Origin of the sequence: Shewanella sedimentimangrovi (genome assembly GCF_017354965.1) — a bacterium.
GTDB classification, from domain to species: domain Bacteria; phylum Pseudomonadota; class Gammaproteobacteria; order Enterobacterales; family Shewanellaceae; genus Shewanella; species Shewanella cyperi.
In genome coordinates, this window is record NZ_CP071502.1 from 2020325 (window position 1) to 2042823 (window position 22499).

The 22499-nt window shown below is 52.6% G+C and carries 18 protein-coding genes and 2 tRNA genes; 13 read left to right on the forward strand and 7 right to left on the reverse strand.

The features are described from left to right. The first annotated feature begins 11 nt into the window (after positions 1 to 11). On the forward strand, positions 12 to 305 hold the full coding sequence (locus JYB85_RS08725; protein ID WP_207381866.1) for a DUF406 family protein: 294 nt from the start codon (positions 12 to 14) through the stop codon (positions 303 to 305). Positions 306 to 405: 100 nt separating this feature from the next. Further along, complete coding sequence (locus tag JYB85_RS08730) at positions 406 to 2583, forward strand: putative bifunctional diguanylate cyclase/phosphodiesterase (protein ID WP_207381867.1); 2178 nt, start codon at positions 406 to 408, stop codon at positions 2581 to 2583. Here the strand turns inward: JYB85_RS08730 and JYB85_RS08735 are convergent. Both JYB85_RS08735 and JYB85_RS08740 read right to left on the reverse strand, forming a co-directional pair. Continuing rightward, complete coding sequence (locus tag JYB85_RS08735) at positions 2580 to 3035, reverse strand: YchJ family protein (protein WP_207381868.1); 456 nt, start codon at positions 3033 to 3035, stop codon at positions 2580 to 2582. The two genes, JYB85_RS08730 and JYB85_RS08735, sit on opposite strands and share 4 nt — an antisense overlap. Before the next feature lie 3 nt (positions 3036 to 3038). Continuing rightward, complete coding sequence (locus JYB85_RS08740) at positions 3039 to 3590, reverse strand: YybH family protein (RefSeq protein WP_323128516.1); 552 nt, start codon at positions 3588 to 3590, stop codon at positions 3039 to 3041. A 118-nt stretch (positions 3591 to 3708) separates the two neighbouring features. Between JYB85_RS08740 and JYB85_RS08745 the strand changes: the two genes are divergently transcribed. Then, positions 3709 to 4266 carry a Smr/MutS family protein gene (locus JYB85_RS08745; protein WP_207381869.1) on the forward strand — a complete coding sequence of 186 codons (558 nt, stop codon included), beginning with the start codon at positions 3709 to 3711 and terminating at the stop codon, positions 4264 to 4266. Positions 4267 to 4326: 60 nt separating this feature from the next. On the opposite strand, the gene JYB85_RS08750 is transcribed toward JYB85_RS08745, so the two are convergent. After that, the gene (locus tag JYB85_RS08750) at positions 4327 to 6183 is read right to left on the reverse strand and encodes a M2 family metallopeptidase (protein WP_207381870.1); all 1857 of its coding nucleotides are present in this window, start codon (positions 6181 to 6183) and stop codon (positions 4327 to 4329) included. Between the two features lie 181 nt (positions 6184 to 6364). On the opposite strand from JYB85_RS08750, the gene JYB85_RS08755 reads away from it, so the two are divergent. Together JYB85_RS08755 and JYB85_RS08760 are read left to right on the forward strand one after the other, a co-directional pair. Next, a complete protein-coding gene (locus tag JYB85_RS08755) occupies positions 6365 to 6997 on the forward strand; it encodes a TetR/AcrR family transcriptional regulator (RefSeq protein WP_207326130.1) in 633 nt (210 codons plus the stop codon). A 24-nt stretch (positions 6998 to 7021) separates the two neighbouring features. Continuing rightward, on the forward strand, positions 7022 to 9301 hold the full coding sequence (locus tag JYB85_RS08760; RefSeq protein WP_207381871.1) for an acyl-CoA dehydrogenase: 2280 nt from the start codon (positions 7022 to 7024) through the stop codon (positions 9299 to 9301). Positions 9302 to 9406: 105 nt separating this feature from the next. On the opposite strand, the gene pyk is transcribed toward JYB85_RS08760, so the two are convergent. Together pyk and JYB85_RS08770 are read right to left on the reverse strand one after the other, a co-directional pair. After that, positions 9407 to 10846 (reverse strand): pyruvate kinase, encoded by a 1440-nt coding sequence (gene pyk, locus JYB85_RS08765; protein ID WP_207322974.1) that lies wholly within the window; start codon positions 10844 to 10846, stop codon positions 9407 to 9409. 170 nt (positions 10847 to 11016) lie between these two features. Next, a complete protein-coding gene (locus JYB85_RS08770; RefSeq protein WP_207381872.1) occupies positions 11017 to 11871 on the reverse strand; it encodes a MurR/RpiR family transcriptional regulator in 855 nt (284 codons plus the stop codon). 312 nt (positions 11872 to 12183) lie between these two features. Here JYB85_RS08770 and zwf point away from each other — a divergent pair, with 312 nt between their 5' ends. From zwf to JYB85_RS08790, 4 genes are read left to right on the forward strand one after another with little or no spacing between them, the layout of a single operon-like run. Continuing rightward, entirely contained in the window at positions 12184 to 13656 is a 1473-nt protein-coding gene (gene zwf, locus JYB85_RS08775; protein WP_207381873.1) for a glucose-6-phosphate dehydrogenase, read from the forward strand. Between the two features lie 10 nt (positions 13657 to 13666). After that, on the forward strand, positions 13667 to 14365 hold the full coding sequence (gene pgl, locus JYB85_RS08780) for a 6-phosphogluconolactonase (protein ID WP_207322977.1): 699 nt from the start codon (positions 13667 to 13669) through the stop codon (positions 14363 to 14365). Between the two features lie 9 nt (positions 14366 to 14374). Continuing rightward, entirely contained in the window at positions 14375 to 16207 is a 1833-nt protein-coding gene (edd, locus tag JYB85_RS08785; RefSeq protein WP_207381874.1) for a phosphogluconate dehydratase, read from the forward strand. A gap of 13 nt (positions 16208 to 16220) precedes the next feature. Beyond that, on the forward strand, positions 16221 to 16865 hold the full coding sequence (locus JYB85_RS08790; protein WP_207381875.1) for a bifunctional 4-hydroxy-2-oxoglutarate aldolase/2-dehydro-3-deoxy-phosphogluconate aldolase: 645 nt from the start codon (positions 16221 to 16223) through the stop codon (positions 16863 to 16865). Positions 16866 to 16997: 132 nt separating this feature from the next. Here the strand turns inward: JYB85_RS08790 and gap are convergent, their stop codons facing one another. Together gap and JYB85_RS08800 are read right to left on the reverse strand one after the other, a co-directional pair. Next, the gene (gap, locus tag JYB85_RS08795; protein WP_207381876.1) at positions 16998 to 18011 is read right to left on the reverse strand and encodes a type I glyceraldehyde-3-phosphate dehydrogenase; all 1014 of its coding nucleotides are present in this window, start codon (positions 18009 to 18011) and stop codon (positions 16998 to 17000) included. A gap of 213 nt (positions 18012 to 18224) precedes the next feature. Then, positions 18225 to 19073: a DUF2989 domain-containing protein gene (locus tag JYB85_RS08800; protein ID WP_228730239.1), complete on the reverse strand. Its 849-nt coding sequence runs from the start codon at positions 19071 to 19073 to the stop codon at positions 18225 to 18227. Positions 19074 to 19276: 203 nt separating this feature from the next. Here JYB85_RS08800 and JYB85_RS08805 point away from each other — a divergent pair, with 203 nt between their 5' ends. The 4 genes from JYB85_RS08805 to JYB85_RS08820 all read left to right on the forward strand — a co-directional run bounded on the left by JYB85_RS08805 (position 19277) and on the right by JYB85_RS08820 (position 22455). Then, on the forward strand, positions 19277 to 20716 hold the full coding sequence (locus tag JYB85_RS08805) for a glyceraldehyde-3-phosphate dehydrogenase (protein WP_207322981.1): 1440 nt from the start codon (positions 19277 to 19279) through the stop codon (positions 20714 to 20716). 190 nt (positions 20717 to 20906) lie between these two features. Beyond that, positions 20907 to 20982: transfer RNA gene (locus JYB85_RS08810), tRNA-Gly, on the forward strand. A gap of 26 nt (positions 20983 to 21008) precedes the next feature. Next, positions 21009 to 21082, forward strand: a tRNA-Cys gene (locus JYB85_RS08815). A gap of 179 nt (positions 21083 to 21261) precedes the next feature. Then, positions 21262 to 22455 (forward strand): amino acid aminotransferase, encoded by a 1194-nt coding sequence (locus tag JYB85_RS08820; RefSeq protein ID WP_207381877.1) that lies wholly within the window; start codon positions 21262 to 21264, stop codon positions 22453 to 22455. Positions 22456 to 22499: the final 44 nt, after the last annotated feature.

The following is a 22499-nucleotide window of genomic DNA, read 5'->3' on the forward strand; positions in this document are numbered from 1 at the left end:
GAGGAGCAGAGATGAAGAGCATTGAAGAGCAGCAATCCTCAACCATTAACGATACCTGCAACGATTGCGGCAGTTTTGTTGACATAGGTACTGTGCTTGACGAACAGGATACCTGTATGACCTTGTCTTTTTCCGGTGTGGATGCCGAAGTGAAGGCGAAGGAACTGGCAACGCTGGCCTTGGCGAGATTTCCGGGGTGCCGGGCGCAACTGGAGACTGAGGCAAATGGTTGTCGCCTGGTCTTGCAATTTGATGTCAGTGCCGAAAAATTGATTTTCGCTTTGGATAATGGATTAACTGGCTGAAACACCATATTGCTCTTGGTGACGAACTTACTGTAATCTCGGCAAAATTAGAATAAAAACCTCTGCGGGGCCTGGTCCCGCAGTTAATTAAGGGATCTGTGTGAAAAAACGCAAACATCAGCATATTGTTGATTTGGTGGTCAACTCGACCGTTAAACAGCAAGGTGATTTTGCCAAGACAGCTGAACTGGTGACTGAACTCCTGTGTCAGCACCTGGGCTTGTCTTTCGCCAGCGTTTGGTCATTGAATGAATCCCAGGCTACCCAGGCGGAAATAGCCTTCTTCGGTCCCGTATTACCCCAGGGGAAAAAGCGCCCCGCGTCATTGAAAAATGCTCCCCGTTACTTGCAGGAGCTGCGCAAGCACAGGCATATAGATGTAGCAGATACACTATCGGATGACCGGATATCCGAATTGCGCGATGACTATTTTATTGAACGGGGGATACGTTCCACTCTCGATCTTGCCATCCGTATCAATGGCCACCTGGAAGGCATTCTTTGCCTTGAGCGCAGTCAACCACTGTTATGGTCGGAGTTTGATATTCACCTGGGCAGCCAGCTTGCCGATCAATTGGCGTTGACACTGGCGACCCGTCAGGCCGATGACAAAGATGAACAACTGATGTTGTTCCGCTCTGCTGCCGAGCAATCCGATCAGGTCACCATGTTGATTAACCTGCACACGGAAAAGGTCGAGTATGTGAACGCCGCCCATGGCCGTATTACGGGCCTGCCTGCCGAAAAGGTCATAGGCCTGGGCCTGAAGCAAATGGATTTTTTCCGGCAACATCCCAAGTTGGGTGAAACCACGCTGGCACGGATATTCAAGGGCGAAAATGTTCAGGGTGAAGTCAAGCTGAAGCGGGCCGATGGTCACTGTTATTGGCTTAAATATCACGCCAGTCAATTCATTACCGAACGCGGAAATCATTATGTGTTGGTCTGTGGGGAAGACAACAGCGAACAACACAACTACCAGGCCGAGTTGGAAAAACTGGCCTGGCGCTGCAATTTAACCGGTCTGTATAACCGCGCGCATTTCAATCGGGTACTGGAGCGCAGCCAGCAGGGGATGTTGCTGCTGGTTGACCTGATGGGCTTCAAGCGGTTCAACGATACCTATGGCCATGAGCAGGGTGACGCCCTGCTGATTGAAATAGCCAGACGCTTGCGACATTTCGCCGATATCTATAAGGCCAAGGAAATAGCCCGGGTCGGCAGTGATGAATTTGCCGTGCTGATGGCGGATCCGTCCGAGGAAGAGGAATTCCTGCGTAACAAGCTTTATCAGCAACTGGCCGCGCCGGTGTTTATCGGCCGTGAACAGGTTGACCCCAAGCCGGCACTGGCGGCGGTGGATTTGGCCGCTGTCAACAACCTGGTGGCGCCTCTAACCTGTGCCGATATCGCGCTGCAACATGCCAAGAAGAAACAGGGCACGGCGATCCAAATCTTCAACAGCACCTTGCTCAGTGCCTTTAAGGACGATGCCCAGATTGAGCGCGACCTGCACACCGCCATCCGCGGACGCCAATTTGAACTCTATTACCAGCCCCTGTGGGATTTACAGCAGAATCGCTACACCGGGGCCGAAGCGCTGATCCGTTGGCATCATCCCAAGAAAGGGGTGTTGTTTCCCGGCGCCTTTATCGATATTGCCGAGCAGTCCGGCATGATCAACGCCATTGGCGCCTGGGTTCTGGAGGCCGCCTGCCGCCAACTCAACCTGTGGCAGCATCACAATCTGGACATGTCCATGCATGTGAACGTGTCCGCCAGGCAATTCTTCAGCGGCAATCTGTACGAACAGGTTTGGCAACTGCTGAGTCGTTACCGGCTTAGACCCAAGAGTCTTATACTGGAAATCACCGAAACCGAGCTGATGGAAGACATTCGCTACGCGACCAACCTATGTCAGGAGCTGGCGGAACTGGGAGTAGGGCTGGCCATTGATGACTTTGGTACCGGCTACAGTTCCATGCGTTATCTGAAACAATTCCCCATCAGCAAGCTGAAAATAGACAGGTCATTCATATCCGATTTGACAGTCAGTCATGAAAGCCGCGAAATCGTCAGTGCCATTATCGCCATGGCGCGCGCCCTTAATCTGTCACTGACAGCAGAAGGCGTAGAGACCACAGATCAAGAAACGTTTCTGGCCAAGAGCCTGTGCGATCAGGCACAGGGTTTTCTTTACAGCCCGGCGCTCAGGGAAGCGGAGTTTTCGCAGTTTCTATACGAAAATCAGGTGCCCGCGAACCGCTTGCCGGTCTAGCGCCCACAGCACTGCTTGAATTTTTTACCGCTGCCACAAATGCAGGGTGAGTTACGACCGGGAAGGGCTGCCTCTCTGTGCTGTCCCTTAGTGTAAAACCACAGCCCCTGCTCGAGTACGAAGTCCGATATTTCCTCTATGGCATCCAGTGTGTTGCCATCCTTATACCAGGCAATAAAGTGGACCTTACCCGAGTGCCCATCCATAGAGCTCTCTTTAATATTCAGGGCCAGCCATTGGGGATGCGGACCCGCGGCCAGGATCTGGCTATTGAGATCCCGGCGATAGTCCGGGTGATGGGTTGCAATTAAATAGTCCCACAGCTGCAACACAAAGGCACTGTAGCGCGAACGCATCAGGGTTTCAGGTGTGGGGGCAGGGCGCATTCCGGCGTGAAAGGGACGGCAGCAGTTTTCATAATCACCGCCGCCGCAGGGACAGACTTGCTTCATAACTCAGGGTTTCAGGCTTCTGACAAACTGCTCGCCATAATACAGGTTGGGGACGGGCTTTGCATCAAAGTAGAAGCGGCTATCGGCACCGTTATTGGAATCCACGGTCAGTGACCAGGCACCGTCTTTCTGCTTTTTGGCAACTGTAACAAATTTTCCGGCGAACTCACTGACGGGCTCACCCGTGTCGGCGGCAGGGTGAAAACGAACCAGGTAATAACCTACGTCTGTCGCACTGTTGCCTTCGATTGTCCGCTCAAGTAAGCGGAAGTCCACTTCTATGCGGGCATTCTTGCGCTTTATTTTGCCAAAGAAGGCGTGATAAACGGCCACTATGGCCTGACGTCCACGTACTATCTCTCTGTCCTGCTTGTCGGTAATGTAACAGGCATTCTCGTCGTACACTTTTTCCAACACCTCGGGATCCAGGCTTTGAAATGCCTCAACGAACCTTTGGTAATTGGTGTTAAGTGCCTTGTTATCATCCATGGCATTGGCTGCAAAAGCGCCGATTGACATCAGCAAGGCAGCCAGTAAAAGTAAAACTCTCATCATAAACAATAATTCCAGCTATCATGGACATCACTATAATGTATGGCCTGCTGTAACCCAAGAAGCAGATCATTACAAAGTGTGTAGCCTCCGCTGTGTGGTTCAAGACAGGAGACACATCATGACTGATCAGGATAACGCGTTGTTTTGGGCCGAAATGGCCGATGTGGTTCCGTTAAAACAACAAACTTTACCGCCTTCGGCTCCGGATCCGCAGGAACAGGCCAGGAAATGTAAGCTGGCTCAACTTGAAGCCAGACTGGCACCGCTGGAGGTCGATCCCACCCATTTACCGCCTATTGGGGCGGATGTGGAGCTGAGCTTTTGCCGGGATGGGGTACAACAGTTGGTGTTCAGGCATTTGAAACTGGGCAAGTACCGCAGCAAGCGCCAGTGCGATCTCCGTGGAATGAAGCTGTTGGATGCCCGTTTGTTGCTGCTTAAAGTGATAGATGACGTTATTGCCCGCGATGAGCGCAATCTGTTATTGGTTCACGGCAAGGGTGTAATGCGTTCTGCTATGGCGGCCTGGTTGCCGCAAATTGACGAGGTTCAGGCGTTTCACAGTGCCCAACTCAAAGACGGTGGCAAAGGAGCCCTGTACCTGATGCTGGAAAAATCAGCCCAGGCCAGGGTCCACAGCAGGGAAACCAACAGCAAGGGCCATGGCAGCCGTTAGTTGCCGAGCCAATCACATAAAAAAGCCCGGGAACCCGGGCTTTTGTTCACTTAAGTCACTTTACCAGCCACATTGACGGTTGGCGGCATTGTTTTGCTCATCCAGCCAGGATTTGAGCGGAGCGAAATAATCCAGAACGGCGCTGGCGTCCATTTGCTCGCTGCCGGTAACCACCGCAAGCGCTTGCGGCCATGGCTTACTGAGACCCATTTCCAGCATGGCGTTCAGCTTGGCACCGGCATCCTTGTTGCCGTAGATGGAGCAGCGATGCACCGGACCTTCATCCTTGGCGATGTCACACAGGGCCTTGTGGAACTGGAACTGCAGTATGTGGGCCAGGAAGTAGCGGGTGTAGGGCACATTACCCGGCACATGGTACTTGGCCCCCGGATCGAAGTCCGCTTCACTGCGCTCAACCGGCGCCATCACACCCTGATACTTCTGACGCAGTTCCCACCAGGCCTGATTATATTGCTCCGGCTTGATTTCACCTGAGAATACCTTCCAGCGCCACTGGTCAATCATCAAGCCAAAGGGCAGGAAGGCCACCTTGTCCAATGCCTGTCTGAGCAACAGCCCTATGTCCTTGGACGCGTCGGGTACTTGATCCAGCAGACCAATCTGCTGCAGATACTTTGGCGTAATGGACAGGGCTACCGTGTCACCTATGGCCTCATGGAAACCATCGTTGGCGCTGCCTTTAAAGATAAAGGGTTGGTTCTTGTAGGCCCGCTGATAGAAATTGTGGCCCAGCTCGTGGTGTATCACCTTGAACTCATCGCCGGTTTTCTGGATACACATCTTGATACGAATATCATCGGCGTTGTCGAGATCCCAGGCCGAGGCATGACAGATCACATCCCTATCCTTGGGTTGAACGAACAGGGAACGTTGCCAGAAGGTGTCGGGCAGGGCGTCAAAGCCCAACGAGGTAAAGAAGTTTTCCGCCTGCTTCACCATCTTTTGCTCGTCGTAGCCTTGTTTGGCCAGCAACTCGGTCACGTCATAGCCGGGATCGGCATCCTTGGGCGCCAACATGGGATAGATGTTACCCCATTGCTGAGCCCACATGTTGCCGAGCAAATGGGCAGGGATAGCGCCTGTCTTGGGCGCGACTTCATCGCCATATTGTTGATTCAACTCGCCGCGCACATAGCAGTGCAGCGACTCATATAAGGGCTTAACCTGACCCCAGAGGCGGTCGAGCTCTGCGGAAAAATCGTTGGGAGCCATGTCGTACTGGCTGCGCCACAGTTCAGACAGACTGGGATACCCCAGATCTCTGGCACCTTCGTTGGCCAACTCCACCTCCCGCTCAAACAGCGGCCGCATGGGCTTGGCTATTTCACGCCAACCGGCCCAAACTTCCTTCAGCAATTCAGGATCGCGGGATTCTGCCATCAGGGCCGACAGCTCGGGCTGAGTCAGACAACGACCATCTTTAAGGCAATACTTGCCCTTGCCATAGAGGCCGTTAAGTTCTGAGCTGATTTTCGCCAGTTCAGCGTTTTTGGCCGGATCCAGGGGGGCCGGCAACACCAGTGCGCTGCGCAGCAGGTTAAGTTTGCGGGCATCGTCAGCATCCAACGGCAGGTCGACGAACCTGGCCGCTTCATTGGCAAAGCGAACCGATGCGGCGGTCACTTTTTCGGCGACGGCGGCCGACAATGACGCTGTATCTTCGGTAATAAAGTTACTGTAGATCCACTCAGCGCGATTGCTTTCCAGCGATAATGCGGCCAGTTCGGCTTCGGCGTTTTGGATGAACGCCTTGGCTTCTGCGACCGTGGGCTTGGCCGCTTCGGTTACCGCCGGGGCTGGAGCCTTGGTGGTTTCCTGCTGTGTGCAGGCGGCAGCGGCGATGGCAAGACCGACGGTTGCGGCGATGCGGGTGAGTTTCAGATGGGTGAGTGACATAAGGGCCTCCCTGTTTATTGTTTGCAACAGTCTATCCAATAGTGAGGGAATTACCATAAATTACAGAGAGATTTCGATGATAAAGCGACAAGAATCCCGCCCTTTCAGACCAATAGTGTTTGACAACCACAGGCCCAATGATTAATTTAAACGGGTGTTTTAATCAATTATAGGTAAGGGAATGGCGAGTCGATCCGATACAAAAACAAGAATTCTGGATGCAGCTGAAAAACTCTTTGCCGAACGTGGCTTTTCCGAGACATCCTTGCGACTTATCACCAGCAAGGCCGAGGTCAATCTGGCGTCGGTCAACTATCATTTTGGTTCAAAGAAAGAACTGATCCGCGCCGTACTCGCCCGCTATCTGGATGTCTTTATGCCGGCGGCGTCTTTGGCCCTGGAGAAGTTGCAGGACAGTGACGGGACAGCTTCGCTGAACGAGATATTTTCAGCCCTGGTTGGCCCCTTGCTCGATCTTAACAAGATGCGACACGAGGGCACCCGCATTTTCCTGCAACTGCTCGGCAGGGGCTATATTGAAAGTCAGGGCCATCTGCGTTGGTTTATCACTACCCATTACGGTGAACACCTGAGTCTGTTTGTGAAAGTGGTGTGCCAGAGCGCGCCCCATATACCACCGGCCGAGATGTTCTGGCGACTGCATTTCACCCTGGGCACTGTGGTGTTCACCATGGCTTCCGCCGATGCACTCACCGAGATAGCCGAGGCTGACTTTGGTGAGCAAAACAATATCGAAACGGTGATCCGCAAGGTCATCCCCTACATGGCGGCCGGTGTGGCTGTTCCAGTCTGAGCGCAATAAAAAGGAAGGTTGCTTATGACAAGCCTGCTGATACTCGTCATCATTGCCATAGTGGCTGTGTTGGCAATCAAGGATCTCCGGATGCGGTTTATTACCCGCCCGGTATTCAGTTTTTTCAAGAAAGTGTTGCCCCCTTTGTCCGAAACCGAACGTGAGGCCATGGAAGCCGGTGATGTTTGGTGGGAAGGGGAGCTTTTCCGCGGCAAACCAAACTGGGACGCCCTCCATGCTTACGGTAAACCCACCTTGTCGGTGGAGGAAAAGGCCTTTATCGATAATCAGGTGATGACAGCCCTGACCATGATCGATGACTTTGACATAGTGCAGCAGCGCAAGGACTTGCCCCCCGAGCTGTGGGACTTCTTCAAGCGTGAGGGCTTCTTTGCGCTTATCATCCCCAAAAAATACGGTGGCAAGGGCTTCTCTGCCTATGCCAACTCCACCATAGTGGCCAAGCTTGCCAGCCGCAGTGTCAGTGCCGCCGTGACAGTGATGGTACCCAATTCCCTTGGTCCGGGTGAGCTGCTGACCCACTATGGTACCCAAGAGCAGAAAGATCGCTGGTTGCCGGCTCTGGCCAAGGGCGATGAAATCCCCTGTTTTGCCCTGACCGGACCCGAAGCAGGATCCGACGCCGGTGCTATCCCCGATGAAGGCATAGTCTGTCGCCGCGAGTTTAACGGCGAAGAAGTGCTGGGTCTGAGTCTGACCTGGGACAAACGCTACATCACCCTGGCGCCGGTTGCGACCGTGTTGGGTCTGGCCTTCCAAATGAAGGATCCTGAAGGTTTGTTGGGCGATAAGGTAAACTTGGGCATTACCTGTGCGCTTATCCCCACCAGTCATCCCGGGGTAGAAATCGGCCCGCGCCATAATCCACTCAATATGGCCTTTATGAACGGCACTACCCGTGGCAAAGAGGTATTCATTCCACTGGACTGGATCATCGGCGGTCCTCAATACGCCGGTCGTGGTTGGCGCATGCTGGTTGAATGTTTGTCCGCAGGCCGCGGCATTTCCCTGCCGGCACTGGCAACTGCGACGGGACACGTGGCGACCAAAACCACCACGGCCTACAGTTATGTGCGCCATCAATTTGGTATGGCCATTGGCCACTTTGAAGGGGTACAGGAAGCACTGGCCTGTATCATAGCCAATACCTACCAGTTGGAAGCCGCCCGCCGCCTGACCACCACGGGCATAGATCTCAAGGTTAAACCCTCGGTGGTCACTGCCATAGCCAAGTATCATATGACCGAGCTTGGCCGCGACGTCATGAACGATGCCATGGATATCCAATCCGGCAAGGGGATCCAACTGGGGCCCAAGAACTACCTGGGTCACGGCTTTATGGCCAGTCCAATCTCCATTACGGTCGAAGGGGCCAACATATTGACCCGCAGCCTGATGATCTTCGGTCAGGGCGCGACCCGTTGTCATCCCTATGTGCTGGCGGAAATGGAAACCGCTGCCATGGAAGATCAGGATGAAGCCATTGAGCGTTTTGATAATTTGCTGATGGGGCATATGGCCTATGCCAGCCGTAATGCCCTCAGCAGCCTGGGCAATGCCCTCAGCGGCAGCTATTTCGCTGGCGCCCCCGTAAGCGGTGATACCCGCCAGTATTACAAGCATATGACCCGTATGTCCGCGGCCCTGGCCTTAACGACAGATCTGGCGATGTTGATATTGGGCGGCGAGCTTAAACGCAAGGAGATGTTGTCTGCCCGCCTCGGTGATGTGCTCAGTCAGTTATACCTGGGCTCGGCAACATTGAAATTGTTTGAGGACAATGGTCGTCAACACGACGATCTGCCGGCGGTTCACCATGCCATGCAAACTCGCCTGCATCAGGCTGCAAAGGCATTGGATGAGGCTATCCGCAACTTCCCATCCAAACCCGTATCCTGGTTGCTCAGAGCCTTGATATTCCCCCTTGGCAACCATTTCCATCTGCCAAGTGACAAGCTGTCTTCGGAACTGGTCGAGTCCATGCTCAAACCCGGGCCTGCCCGTGAACGTCTGACTTTCCTTTGCCCTGATTTCGATGGTGATAAGGGTGGCATAGCCGAAGTGGAAGCGGCATTTGAAGCTCAATATCAGTGTAAGGGATTGTACAAGACACTGCGTCGGGCCCAGAAAGAAGGCAAACTCAAAGGCAAGCTGCCTCAGGATGAGCTGTATCAGGCAGCGCTTGAAGCCAAGGTTATTTCCGACGAGGAATTTGAAGCATTGAACAGAGCCAATGTTTTGCGCGTGGCGGCCATCAATGTGGATGAGTTCTGCAGTCTGTAAGTAACACCATATTGAAAAACGCGCTTCAAGCGCGTTTTTTATTACTCTTGATGTAAAAGAAAAGGGCGCTGGTGCGCCCTTTTTATTCGCTCTCAATTGCTATGACTAGGCGACGATCAACACCTTGCAGGTGTTGGTGCCACCGATTGTTTCCATGGCATCGCCTTTGGTCATCAGCACCAGGTCGCCGCTTTGCAGATAACCAGCGCTTTGCAGGCTTTCGAGGGCCTTTGATGCCAGCTCGTCAGCGGCATAGGCGGTGGAATCAAAATAAATCGGCTGAACACCGCGGTACAAGGCCATCTTGGCCAGAGTAGTCTCGTGGCGCGACAGACCCAGGATCGGCAGGGAAGAGCTGATACGACTCATCAGTTGCGGAGTCGCACCCGATTCGGTCAGGGCTATGATGGCTTTGACACCATCCAGGTGGTTGGCCGCGTACATGGTTGCCAGGGCAATGGTTTCTTCCACAGAGGTGAAACGCTCGTCCATACGGTGTTTTGACACCTTGACGCTGGGATGTTCCTCGGCACCGAGGCACACCTTGGCCATGGCCTTCACTGTTTCTTCAGGGAAATCACCGGCTGCCGTTTCAGCAGACAACATTACCGCATCCGTACCATCGAGTACGGCGTTGGCCACGTCCATCACTTCCGCACGGGTCGGCATCGGCGATGAAATCATGGATTCCATCATCTGGGTGGCGGTGATGACTATCTTGTTCAGCTGACGTGAGCGGCTGATGAGTTTTTTCTGTACCGCAACCAGGGCCGCGTCACCGATTTCCACACCCAGATCGCCACGGGCAACCATAACGGCATCGGATGCCAGGATCACATCGTCCATGGCCTCGTCCGTAGCTACCGCTTCTGCGCGTTCAACCTTGGCCACTATCATGGCGTTGCTGCCGGCTTGCTTGGCAAGTTCACGGGCATAATCGAGGTCGGCGCCGCTGCGGGGGAAAGATACGGCCAGATAGTCAACCTGGATGCGAGCTGCGGTAATAATGTCAGCCTTATCCTTTTCGGTCAGGGCTGCGGCAGACAAACCACCACCTTGCTTATTGATGCCCTTATTGTTGGAGAGGGGGCCAGCCACTGTCACTGTGGTGTGTACCTTGCGGCCCTCGACCCGCTCAACCTTGAGTTGAACACGGCCATCATCGAGCATCAGAATGTCGCCGATCTTAACGTCGTCCGGCAATTCCTTGTAGTCGATGCCAACCTGATTTTCATCGCCGGCACCCTTGCCCAGCTCAGCATCAAGGACGAACGCCTGGCCAAGATGCAGTTGCACCTTACGGTTATCCTTGAAGGTGGATACCCGGATTTTAGGACCTTGAAGATCGCCGAGGATGGCAACATGCACTCCAAGTTCGCGGGCGATGCTGCGAACGCGTTCAGCGCGCTCCAGATGATCTTCGGGTGAACCGTGGGAGAAGTTAAGGCGAACTACGTTGGCACCGGCGGCGATAATTTTGCGCAGGTTGTCATCACGATCTGTGGCCGGACCCAGGGTGGTCACGATTTTGGTTCTGCGGAACATGAGATACTCCGTTAAGTTTCAAAAAATCTTACCCTATATTATCAGACATTGACCTGATATGTAGGAAACTTACAAACAAAATGATCTATCTCACTCTTTTATTTTTATGCTCATTTGGCTGAATCTCAGCAAATGAGAGCGGGGGATCAGTGATTCCCCGCGGAAATCAGTTACAGATTTGGTTCTTTATTGATTCTGGATTCCTTCAGCACTTCCTTCACACGCTTCAGACTGTCGCGGAAGCGAGGTCCTCTTCTGAGCGTAAAGCCGGTAGCCAGTACGTCTATGGTCACCAGTTGCGCCAAACGGGAGGCCATGGGCAGGTACATATCTGTATCTTCCGGCACTTCCATGGTCACGGCCAGGGTGCACTCCTCGGACAGGGGCGAATTGCGGGCCGTAATGGCAATAACAGCGGCACCGTTCTCCCTGGCCAGTCTGGCAATTTCAATCAACGACTTGGTTCTGCCGGTGTGGGAAATCAAAACCACAACATCACCTTCGTTGCTGTTGATACAGCTCATGCGCTGCATCAATACATCATCAAAGCATATAACAGGTACGTTAAAGCGGAAGAATTTGTTTTGGGCATCGTGGGCAACCGAGGACGAGGCGCCGAGGCCAAAGAAAGAAATTTTCTTTGCCTGAGTCAGAATATCCACCGCCTTATTGACGGCGCTGATGTCCAGGCTTTGGCGGGCCGTATCGAGTGAAGCCATTGATGATTCAAATATTTTTGTCGTGTATGACTCTGGGGAATCATCTTCCTCCACGTGCCGGCTGACATAGGGGGTTCCGTTGGCAAGACTTTGTGCCAGATGTAACTTAAAATCAGGGAAACCCTTGGTATCGAGACGACGGCAGAAACGGTTCACCGTTGGCTCACTGACATCTGCCATCTTTGCCAGTGTTGCTATGCTGGAATGAATGGCCGTTTGGGGCGATGCCAGAATCACTTCTGCCACTTTGCGTTCAGATTTACTGAACTGGGTGAGGCTTTTTTGGACCTTTTCTAGGGTATTCATACGCGTACGTCCGATCTCATTGAAGGTATCTTATATTATTGGGTGTTCTTGGCAGCGTACATTCGTATGCATGGCCGCCGGCACACTTGACAGCTTTTATTTAAAAAACAGTTTTTGAAAAAAGTTACTACTGCCAACAGTAATTTAAGCACAAAAAGCATATCAGATTTTACCCGAAACTGCCTAGCCACGGCGGCAGGAGTAATTTTCAAAATCTAGATGCATTTAACAAGTTCTGTTGTTATATTACAACAAAAGCGCAATTTCCTGACGACTCAAGAAACTGCAACGAACACAGGAGAGCTCGCAGCCATGGGCAAAACAACATCAGGGGCCAAAGCTTGTGATTTTGTCCTCTTCGGTACCAAAGGGGATTTGGCAAGACGCAAACTGTTGCCATCTTTATATCAGTTGGACAAGGCGGAACTGCTGCATCCGGATACCAAAATTATCGGTGTCGCCAAGGATGAATTTTCCCGCGCAGAATTCCGCGAGCTGGTAGATACCGCCCTTAAAACCTTCGTCAAAGACCCTCTCTGTGCCGATACGGTCACACGCTTCCTCGACCGTTGCCACTATATAGGCACTAATTTTACCGAGCCTGAGGGTTACAGTGCCTTTCACGAATTGCTGGATCCCGGCAAACGTGTAATGGTTAACTACTTCGCAACCCCTCCGGCCATTTTCGGCGACATCTGCCGTTGTCTCCATGAGCAGGGCCTTATTCAGCCGGATACCCGGGTCGTTCTGGAAAAGCCCATTGGCTCGGATCTTGAGTCTTCCAGGGTAATCAACAACCAGGTTTCAGCCTATTTCAACGAAAGCCAGGTGTATCGTATCGATCACTATCTGGGTAAAGAAACGGTTCAGAACCTGATTGCACTGCGATTTGCCAATTCACTTTTTGCCTCCAAGTGGGACAACCGCACCATAGATCATGTGCAGATAACAGTGGCCGAAGAAGTGGGCATTGAAGGCCGCTGGGGTTATTTCGACAAAGCGGGCCAGATGCGCGACATGATCCAGAACCACCTGCTGCAGGTGTTGACTCTGGTTGCCATGGATCCGCCGGTTAACCTGGACGCCGACAGCATCCGCGATGAGAAGGTTAAAGTCCTTAAATCCCTCAGGCCCATCAATACCGACAACGTATTTGAAAATACCGTGCGAGGTCAGTATTCGGCCGGTTTCCTCAAGGGCAGCCCGGTTCCGGGTTACCTGGAAGAGGAGGGCGCCAATACCCAATCCCACACAGAAACCTTTGTAGCGTTGCGGGTAGATATAGACAACTGGCGCTGGGCCGGTGTGCCATTTTATCTGCGCAGCGGTAAGCGCATGCCGTTCAAGAGTTCAGAAATCGTGGTGTATTTCAAAAACCCACCACACAACCTGTATCGCTCCAGTTACCGCAATTTGCCGCCCAATAAACTGACCATTCGTCTGCAACCCCATGAGGGCGTTGAAATCCAGATGATGAACAAGGTGCCGGGGCTTGAGCAAAAGCAACGTTTGCAAACCACCAAACTGGACTTGAGCTTCTCGGATACCTTCAAGAACGAGCGCATCGCCGATGCCTATGAACGTTTGTTGCTGGAAGCCATGCTCGGAAATCAGGCGTTGTTCGTGCGCCGCGATGAAGTGGAGCAGGCCTGGACCTGGGTTGATGGCATCATCCAGGCGTGGGAAGCCAGTAATGAAAAGCCCAAACCTTATCCAGCAGGAACCTGGGGACCGGTGGCGTCGGTGGCTTTGATCACCAAAGACGGTCGTTCCTGGGATGAATAAGGAGACAAGCGTGATAAAGGAAACCGTATTCAAGTCCTTTGATAACACCGAGTCGCTGGAAAGCATGTTGGCCGAGCGTATCGCCCGCCAGTTACAGGACGCGGTGGACCAGCGTGGCCAGGCCAGCCTGGTGGTATCGGGCGGATCTACACCGCTGAAGCTGTTTCAGGCGCTGTCCCGCAAGGGCATAGATTGGTCAGAGATATTCATTACCCTTGCCGACGAACGCTGGGTCGACAGTGACAGCCAGGATTCAAACGAACGCTTGGTTAAAGAAAACCTGATACAGAACAAGGCTGTCGGTGCCAAGTTCCGCTCATTGAAGAACATGTTTGCCACTGCCCGAGAGGGTGCCGCCATGGCAGCAGAACACATAGCCAACATTCCCAGGCCCTTTGACGTTGTGGTGCTGGGGATGGGCAACGATGGCCATACCTGCTCCTGGTTTCCCTGTTCAGCGGATCTGTCACAGGCTCTGGACAGCGAATCTCTTTGTGAAGCAGTGACACCGGGCAAAGCGCCACATGAGCGCTTGACCCTGACCCGTAAAGCCATACTCAACAGCCGCCAGATCTACCTGCATCTGGTGGGTGAGCAGAAATTGGCGGTTTACCGCCAGGCATTGGAACAGGATGACATTCTTGCCATGCCTATCCGCGCGGTATTGGCCCAAACCAAGACGCCGGTAGATGTATACTGGAGCGCCTAAGGAGGCAATATGCACCCTGTAGTACAGGCAGTGACCGACAGGATCATTGCACGCAGTAAGGCTAGCCGTCAGGGCTACCTCGACGCCCTCAACCAGGCCCGCCATAAAGGCGTGCATCGCTCATCTCTGAGTTGCGGCAACCTGGCCCACGGCTTTGCCGCCTGCAACACGGATGACAAGCAATCGCTTAGGCAGCTGACCAAGGCCAACATCGGCATAGTCACGGCCTTCAATGACATGCTGTCAGCCCATCAGCCCTATGAAGATTATCCCAAGCTGCTTAAGGCTGCGTGCCATGAAATAGGTAGTGTGGCTCAGGTGGCCGGTGGCGTCCCAGCCATGTGTGATGGGGTCACCCAGGGCCAACCTGGTATGGAATTGAGCCTGCTCAGTCGCGAAATTATCGCCATGGCCACGGCCGTTGGCCTGTCACACAATATGTTTGACGGCGCCTTGCTGCTTGGGATCTGCGACAAGATAGTACCGGGCCTGCTTATTGGTGCCTTGAGCTTTGGCCACCTGCCGATGCTGTTTGTCCCTGCGGGTCCCATGCGTTCAGGGATCCCCAATAAAGAAAAAGCGCGTATTCGGCAGAAATTTGCCGAAGGCAAGGTGGACAGGGCTGCATTGCTCGAAGCCGAAGCTCAGTCCTATCACAGCGCCGGTACCTGTACCTTCTATGGCACCGCCAACTCCAACCAGCTGATGCTTGAAGTGATGGGGCTGCAATTGCCCGGTTCATCATTCGTCAATCCGGACGATCCTCTGCGTGAAGCCTTAAGCAAAATGGCGGCCAAGCAGGTATGCCGCCTCACTGAACACAGCGGCCAGTACACTCCAATCGGCGAGATTGTCAGCGAAAAGTCAGTGGTCAACGGCATTGTGGCCCTGCTGGCCACCGGTGGTTCCACCAACCTGACCATGCATATAGTGGCGGCCGCCCGTGCTGCCGGCATCATAGTCAACTGGGATGACTTTTCAGAATTGTCTGATGCCGTTCCTCTGCTGGCGCGGGTGTACCCCAATGGCCATGCGGATATCAACCATTTCCACGCCGCAGGTGGCATGGCCTTCCTTATCAAGCAATTGCTGGATGCGGGCTTGCTGCATCGGGACGTGGCCACGGTTGCGGGTTTTGGTCTCGAACGTTTTACCAAAGAGCCCAAGTTACTGGACGGCGAATTAAAGTGGGTCGATGGCCCGAGTGCCAGCCTGGATCCCGAGGTGTTACGTCCGGTATCAGAGCCATTCCAAAGTAACGGCGGTCTTAAACTGCTTAAAGGAAACCTGGGCCGCGCTGTGATTAAGGTCTCGGCGGTGCAGGAGCAACACAGGATTGTCGAGGCGCCGGCCGTGGTGATAGATGATCAAAACAAGTTGGAAGCCTTGTTCAAGTCCGGTGCCCTGGACCGGGACTGTGTTGTCGTGGTTAAAGGGCAGGGCCCCAAGGCCAACGGCATGCCCGAACTGCACAAGTTGACGCCCTTGCTGGGTACCTTGCAGGACCGTGGCTTCAAGGTCGCTTTGATGACCGACGGTCGTATGTCCGGCGCCTCTGGCAAGGTGCCTGCAGCGATTCATCTTACCCCGGAGGCACTGGATGGCGGTCTGATTGCCAAGGTGCGGGACGGGGATCTGATCCGGGTCAACGCCATCACAGGTGAGCTGAGCTTACTTGTGAATCAAGCTGAACTGGATGCCCGCGTGGCGGAAACCGTGGATTTGTCCCATTCCCGCTTTGGTATGGGCAGAGAGTTGTTCGGTGCCCTGAGGCAAAACCTCAGCAGTCCGGAAACCGGTGCCCGCAGCACCCAAGCCATCGATGAAGTGTACAAGCATTAAGGAATCCTTTGCCATGTCTGGAAATAACTGGTCATTACAACCTCAGGACATCTTCAAGCGCAGTCCGATAGTGCCTGTGATGGTAATCAATAAGCTGGAACATGCTGTGCCCTTGGCTAAGGCACTGGTTGCCGGTGGAATCGCTGTGTTGGAAGTGACCTTGCGCACCCCCTGCGCTCTGGAAGCCATCAGTAAAATATCCAAAGAAGTACCGGAAGCCCTGGTAGGCGCCGGCACCATTCTCAATGAAGAACAGCTGCGTCAGGCCACAGAAGCCGGTGCCCAGTTCATCATTACTCCCGGCGCGACGCCTGAATTGCTGAAGGCCGCCATGGCCGGGACTGTTCCTTTGATCCCGGGTGTGGCCAGCATCTCCGAAGTCATGGTGGGTATGGCTTTGGGTTACAAGCACTTTAAGTTCTTCCCCGCGGAAGCTTCCGGTGGTGTGAATGCCCTTAAAGCCTTCCAGGGGCCACTGGCAGACATACGTTTTTGTCCGACTGGTGGCATTACCCCGAGCAGCTATAAGGACTATCTGGCGCTGAAAAACGTCGATTGTATCGGCGGCAGCTGGATTGCACCGACGGATGCGATGGAGCAGGGTGACTGGGACAGGATCACCGACCTGTGTAAAGAAGCTCTGAGTGGGCTCAAGTAACCGAGTCAGCCCATATGAAAACCCCGCCTTGGCGGGGTTTTTCTTTGACCTCTGCTCAGCTGCACTGATGAGTCATTAATTCCATAGCGCAATAAAAAAGCCTCCTTGCGGAGGCTTTTTTATTTATGCGTATTACTGGGCATTCATCAAGGCAACAGCATTGTCGAGCATGCGGTTACTGAAACCCCATTCGTTATCGTACCACGCCATCACTTTCACCAAACGGCCACTGACGCGGGTTTGGGTTGCATCGAAGTTGGAGGAGAAAGCGTTATGGTTGAAGTCGATGGACACCAGAGGTTCATTATTGATGGCCAGGACTTCGGCCAGAGCGCCACCGGCAGCAACGGCTTTCTCGATGATCTCGTTTACTTCGGCCACTGTGGTATCGCGAGCGGCGATAAAAGACAGATCCACCAGCGATACGTTAACAGTCGGAACACGAACGGCGAGGCCATCGAATTTACCCTGCAATTCAGGGACTACCAGGCCTACAGCAGCAGCAGCGCCTGTCTTGGTTGGGATCATTGACATGGCCGCAGCGCGGGCGCGACGCAGATCGCTGTGATAAACGTCCGACAGACGCTGATCATTGGTGTAAGCATGAATGGTGGTCATCAAACCCGATTCGATACCAATGGCATCGTTCAGGGGCTTGGCAAAAGGCGCCAGACAGTTGGTAGTACAAGACGCGTTGGAAATGACAGTCATATCCTTGGTCAGGACATTGTTGTTAACGCCATACACAACAGTGGCATCAACATTTTTGCCCGGGGCAGAAATGATGACTTTCTTGGCACCGGCGTTCAGATGAGGTTGTACAGCCTCTTTAGAGGTGAAGATACCGGTACATTCAAATACCACGTCGACCTTGAGCTCAGCCCAGGGCAATTTGGCTGGGTCACGTTCCTGGAATGTCAGGATTTTGTCACCATTGACATAGATAGCCTCGGCGTCGTGTTCAACCTTGGCGTTGAAGCGGCCATGGACTGAATCGTACTTGGTCAGGTGCGCATTGATAGCGGCATCGCCAAGGTCATTGATGGCAACAATTTCAATTGGATAGTCTTTGTCACTTTCATAAAGTGCACGCAGGACATTTCGTCCGATACGGCCATAGCCGTTGATTGCAACGCGGATAGTCATTTCATATCCCTCTGGTGAGTATAAAAATCTTCTGGTAGTAAAATTACCAAAATGTCCGTTTCCGTCAAGTTAAATCGCGCGTTTTCCCGTATTTAGGGGGTGTTTTTTGTATTATTTTTACATGCATCCCGGTTTTTAGAATTTATTTACCTGATTAAAGCCAAATTGGCTTGGATGATGCAGACAGCCGAATGGGGCGGCTATCGATAGCGTTTATTTCTTGGGCTCAACGGCCATCAGTTTTTTGCTGATTTCGCTTCCGGCAAAATCCCCCGATGAGACCTCGCCGGCGAGGGTTTCTGCATCGCGGTCCAGTTCTTTGGCCAAGGTTTTGTTACCGCCGATAAGCGCCAGCATCTGTTCATCGGATGCTTTTTGCCCCGTAAGTAAAATGTTTGCCCTCGAATAGATGTACTCATTGTTGAGTTCACCCAGCATGTGACTTATGCGCGCGAGCGCCAGCAGCCAATCCGGATCTATATGCTCCTCGTCTTCCAGTCCGAGCAATTCGATAAAGCGCCGTCTGGCATCGCGGGGATCGGTATCGATAAAGTAGAGGGCCAATTGCGCCTTAAGCTTGGGATCCTTGATTTCCCCCTTGCGGTCGGCATCAAGCAAGTACCCCAAGGCTTCTGCATCGTTGAACCTGGACCAGTGATAATAGGCTAAATGGGGATCTTTATTGTGTTTGGTGTGTTCCTGCAGCTCCTGCAAGTTTTGGGTAGCAACACCAAAGGCTCTGAGTCTGTCGTTGGTTCTGTCCGTGTGTTTAATATGCTGCACCCCGGCGGCGAGCTCTACGCACTTGCTGTAAGTTTCAAGATACTTAAGCTGATCATAGAGTTGCTCTCCCGATGGCGTCGCGGTGTTTTTCAATATGTAGCGATTTCGAATGAGATCGCCTTTTTCATAACGACACCAACTGTCCTTATGCAAATCTTCGCAAAGTTCAGGATTATTTTTACAGATTTTCTCGCTGTTACGGCCATTATCGCAGCCAATCAGGGTCAAAATCAGGGCTGTGGAAAGAATTGATCTAAATATTACTAGATTCTTACTCAAGAAAGCCTCCCGCAAGGAAATTTCTCTAATAAAATTACAGATTTACCTTAAAACGTTTTCTGGCGTACTGCCGCGTATTTCATTACAATAGCGCCGACCAAAAACAGGCTCCGTCCTGACATAAAGATGATTATTGGTCTTTTCTATTTGTTACTCAAACCTTTCTGGAATTATTTCAGAAAAGTGAGATAAAGGATCCGTAAATGAGTGCTGATAAACACCTTCAAAGCTGGCAACAACGTTTCGAATTGGCCGAGGCAATGCAGCCATTGCTGGGCAAACTGTACCGAAACCAAGGTGTGGAAGTCGTAGTCTATGGCAAGCCACTGTTGAATGCCTCTACCATAGATATCATCAAGGCTCATCGCCTGGTTCGCCGTCACGTCGGCGATAAGCTGCGCTTGCGCGAGAGCTTTCCTTTTGTCGAAGCACTCAGCAAGCTGGCGGTAAAACAATGTAAGGTGGATATCGGCAAGCTTGCCGTCAATTACTGGCGCAATCACACAGATGGCAGCGAAATTGAAGCCTACATGGCCAACGAACTGGCTCAAGCCATCAATCACAGTGACGATGTGGAAGCCCGTGATGTGGTGCTGTACGGTTTTGGCCGTATCGGCCGTTTGTTGGCCCGTCTGCTGATAGAACGTACCGGTGTCAGCAACAAACTGCGTCTGCGTGCCATTGTTATCCGTGGTGGTCGCAATGGCGATTTGGAAAAGCGTGCCAGTCTGCTGCGTCGCGACTCGGTACACGGTCCGTTCAACGGCTCTGTTGAAGTGGACGAAGAGAACAATGCGCTGATCGCCAACGGCACCTATATCCAAATCATTTACGCCAATGGTCCCGAAGAAGTGGATTACACCAAGTACGGCATCAAGAATGCCTTGGTTGTAGATAACACCGGTGTATGGAAGGACGAAGATGGTCTGGGTCAGCACCTCAAGAGCCCAGGCGCTGCCAAAGTACTGCTGACTGCACCAGCCAAAGGCAATATCAAGAACATAGTGTATGGTGTAAACGACGGCGATATCCTGGAGCAGGATCTGATAGTGTCAGCTGCCAGCTGCACCACCAACGCCATTACCCCGGTACTCAAAGCCATCAACGACAAATATGGCATTGAGAACGGCCACGTTGAAACCATCCACTCATACACCAACGACCAGAACTTGATTGATAACTATCACAAGGCTGATCGTCGTGGCCGCAGTGCACCACTGAACATGGTTATCACCGAAACCGGTGCAGCCAAAGCCGTGGCCAAAGCGCTGCCTGTATTGGCCGGCAAGCTCACAGGTAACGCTATCCGTGTACCTACGCCGAACGTATCCATGGCCATCATCAGCCTGAACCTGAACAGTGAAACCAACAAGGATGATATCAATACCTATCTGCGTGATATGGCGCTGCACTCGCCGCTGCAGAATCAGATAGATTTCACCGAATCCACTGAAATAGTGTCCAGCGATTTGGTCGGTTCCCGATATGCCGGCGTGGTTGATAGCCAGGCCACCATTGCAGAAGGCAAGCGCGCCATTCTGTATGTATGGTATGACAACGAGTTTGGTTACAGCTGCCAGGTTGTGGGCGTGATGCAGAAGATGTTGGGCTTGAACCACCTGTCTCTGCCTGTTTCCGAATAATTACGGATTGGCAGTGAAAAGCCCGGCTTTGGCCGGGCTTTTTATTGATAGGCGAAAACGAGGTCTGTGTGCTGAATTTGTCAGCGGTTGATACAAATCTGGAAAAAAAGCCGCGCTCAAACGTTGACTGGATGGGACAAAACAGTAGAATGCATTCCGCAGTCAGGACTCCAACACTGCAAGTTTATAAGCGACATTAGCTCAGTTGGTAGAGCGATACCTTGCCAAGGTATAGGTCATCGGTTCGAACCCGATATGTCGCTCCAAATCTCCGCTTTCAGCGGTGTCAGATGGCGCGATGGCAGAATGGCTATGCTGCGGATTGCAAATCCGTCGATCTCGGTTCGACTCCGGGTCGCGCCTCCATTATCACGCTTTTTAAAAGCGTATTCCTTAAATAATTCTCAAAGAAAACCTCAAGATATTGTCGTATTCGAACAATACAAATAAATTCATCGAATTTTCTCTTTGTATGCTTTGAGCGCATTGGCGGCAATGGTATAACTACCGCATCTTTCCAACGCCCTTATTTTCAGGATGCAGTAATGATATTTTCCGACGTAGAGCTCGCCCCAGCCGATCCCATTCTTGGCCTTACCGATGCGTTCAAGGCCGATCCCCGCAGTGAAAAAATTAACCTGGGCGTGGGTATTTTCAAGGATGAGGCCGGGGATACTCCCGTTCTTGCCAGCGTCAAGCAGGCCGAGGCCATTTTGCTGGCAGAAGAATCCAGCAAGAATTATCTGGGCATAGACGGGGTTCAACTCTACAACAAAGTTGTGCAGGAATTGCTCTTTGGCAATGAGCATCAGGTCCTTAAGGACAAGCGGGCCGTAACCGCCCAGGCCCCGGGGGGAACGGGTGCACTGCGTATCGCTGCAGAATTCGTGGTGCGTAATACCCCAAGCCGGGTAGTGTGGATAAGCAATCCGACCTGGGCAAACCATAGAAGTGTGTTTGAAACTGCAGGTCTGGAAGTAAAAGAATACGCCTATTACGATGCTGAACAACAGGATCTGGATTTCTCCGGCATGTTGGCGTCACTGGCCGATGCCCAGCCAGGCGATTTGGTGCTGCTGCATGGCTGTTGCCACAATCCAACCGGTATTGATCTGAACCTGAGCCAGTGGCAGACAATAGCGGATCTGTGTTTTGAAAAAAGTCTGGTGCCCTTGTTCGACTTTGCCTACCAGGGCTTCGGCAAAGGGCTGAATGAAGACGCTGCCGGCTTGCGACTGCTGGCGGCGAAGGTGCCTGAACTCCTGGTTGCCAATTCATTTTCAAAAAACTTTGGCTTGTACAACGAGCGTATCGGTGCTGTCACCCTGATAGCGGATTCAGCCGAAACGGCTGCCGTCGCATTCAGTCAGGTTAAACGTACCATTCGGGCCAATTACTCCAATCCTCCGGCTCATGGCGCGCTGATAGTCAGTACCATACTCAGTCGTCCTGAGTTAAGGGTATTGTGGGAGCAGGAGCTGACAACAATGCGCAATCGTATAGCTGAGATGCGTACGCTGTTTGTTGCCAGTTTAAAAGCAGAGGGTGTGAAGCAGGACTTCAGTTTCATTGAGCGTCAGGCGGGGATGTTCAGTTTCTCGGGACTGAACAAGCAGCAGGTACAGCGCTTGCGCGATGAGTTTGCCGTTTACATCGTCGGCTCCGGTCGTATCAGTGTGGCCGGCATGACCAACGCCAATATGGGCGCCATCTGTAAGGCTATTGCCGCCGTGCTGTAATGCGCAGAATGGAATGAAAAAGGGCTGCCATGGCAGCCCTTTTT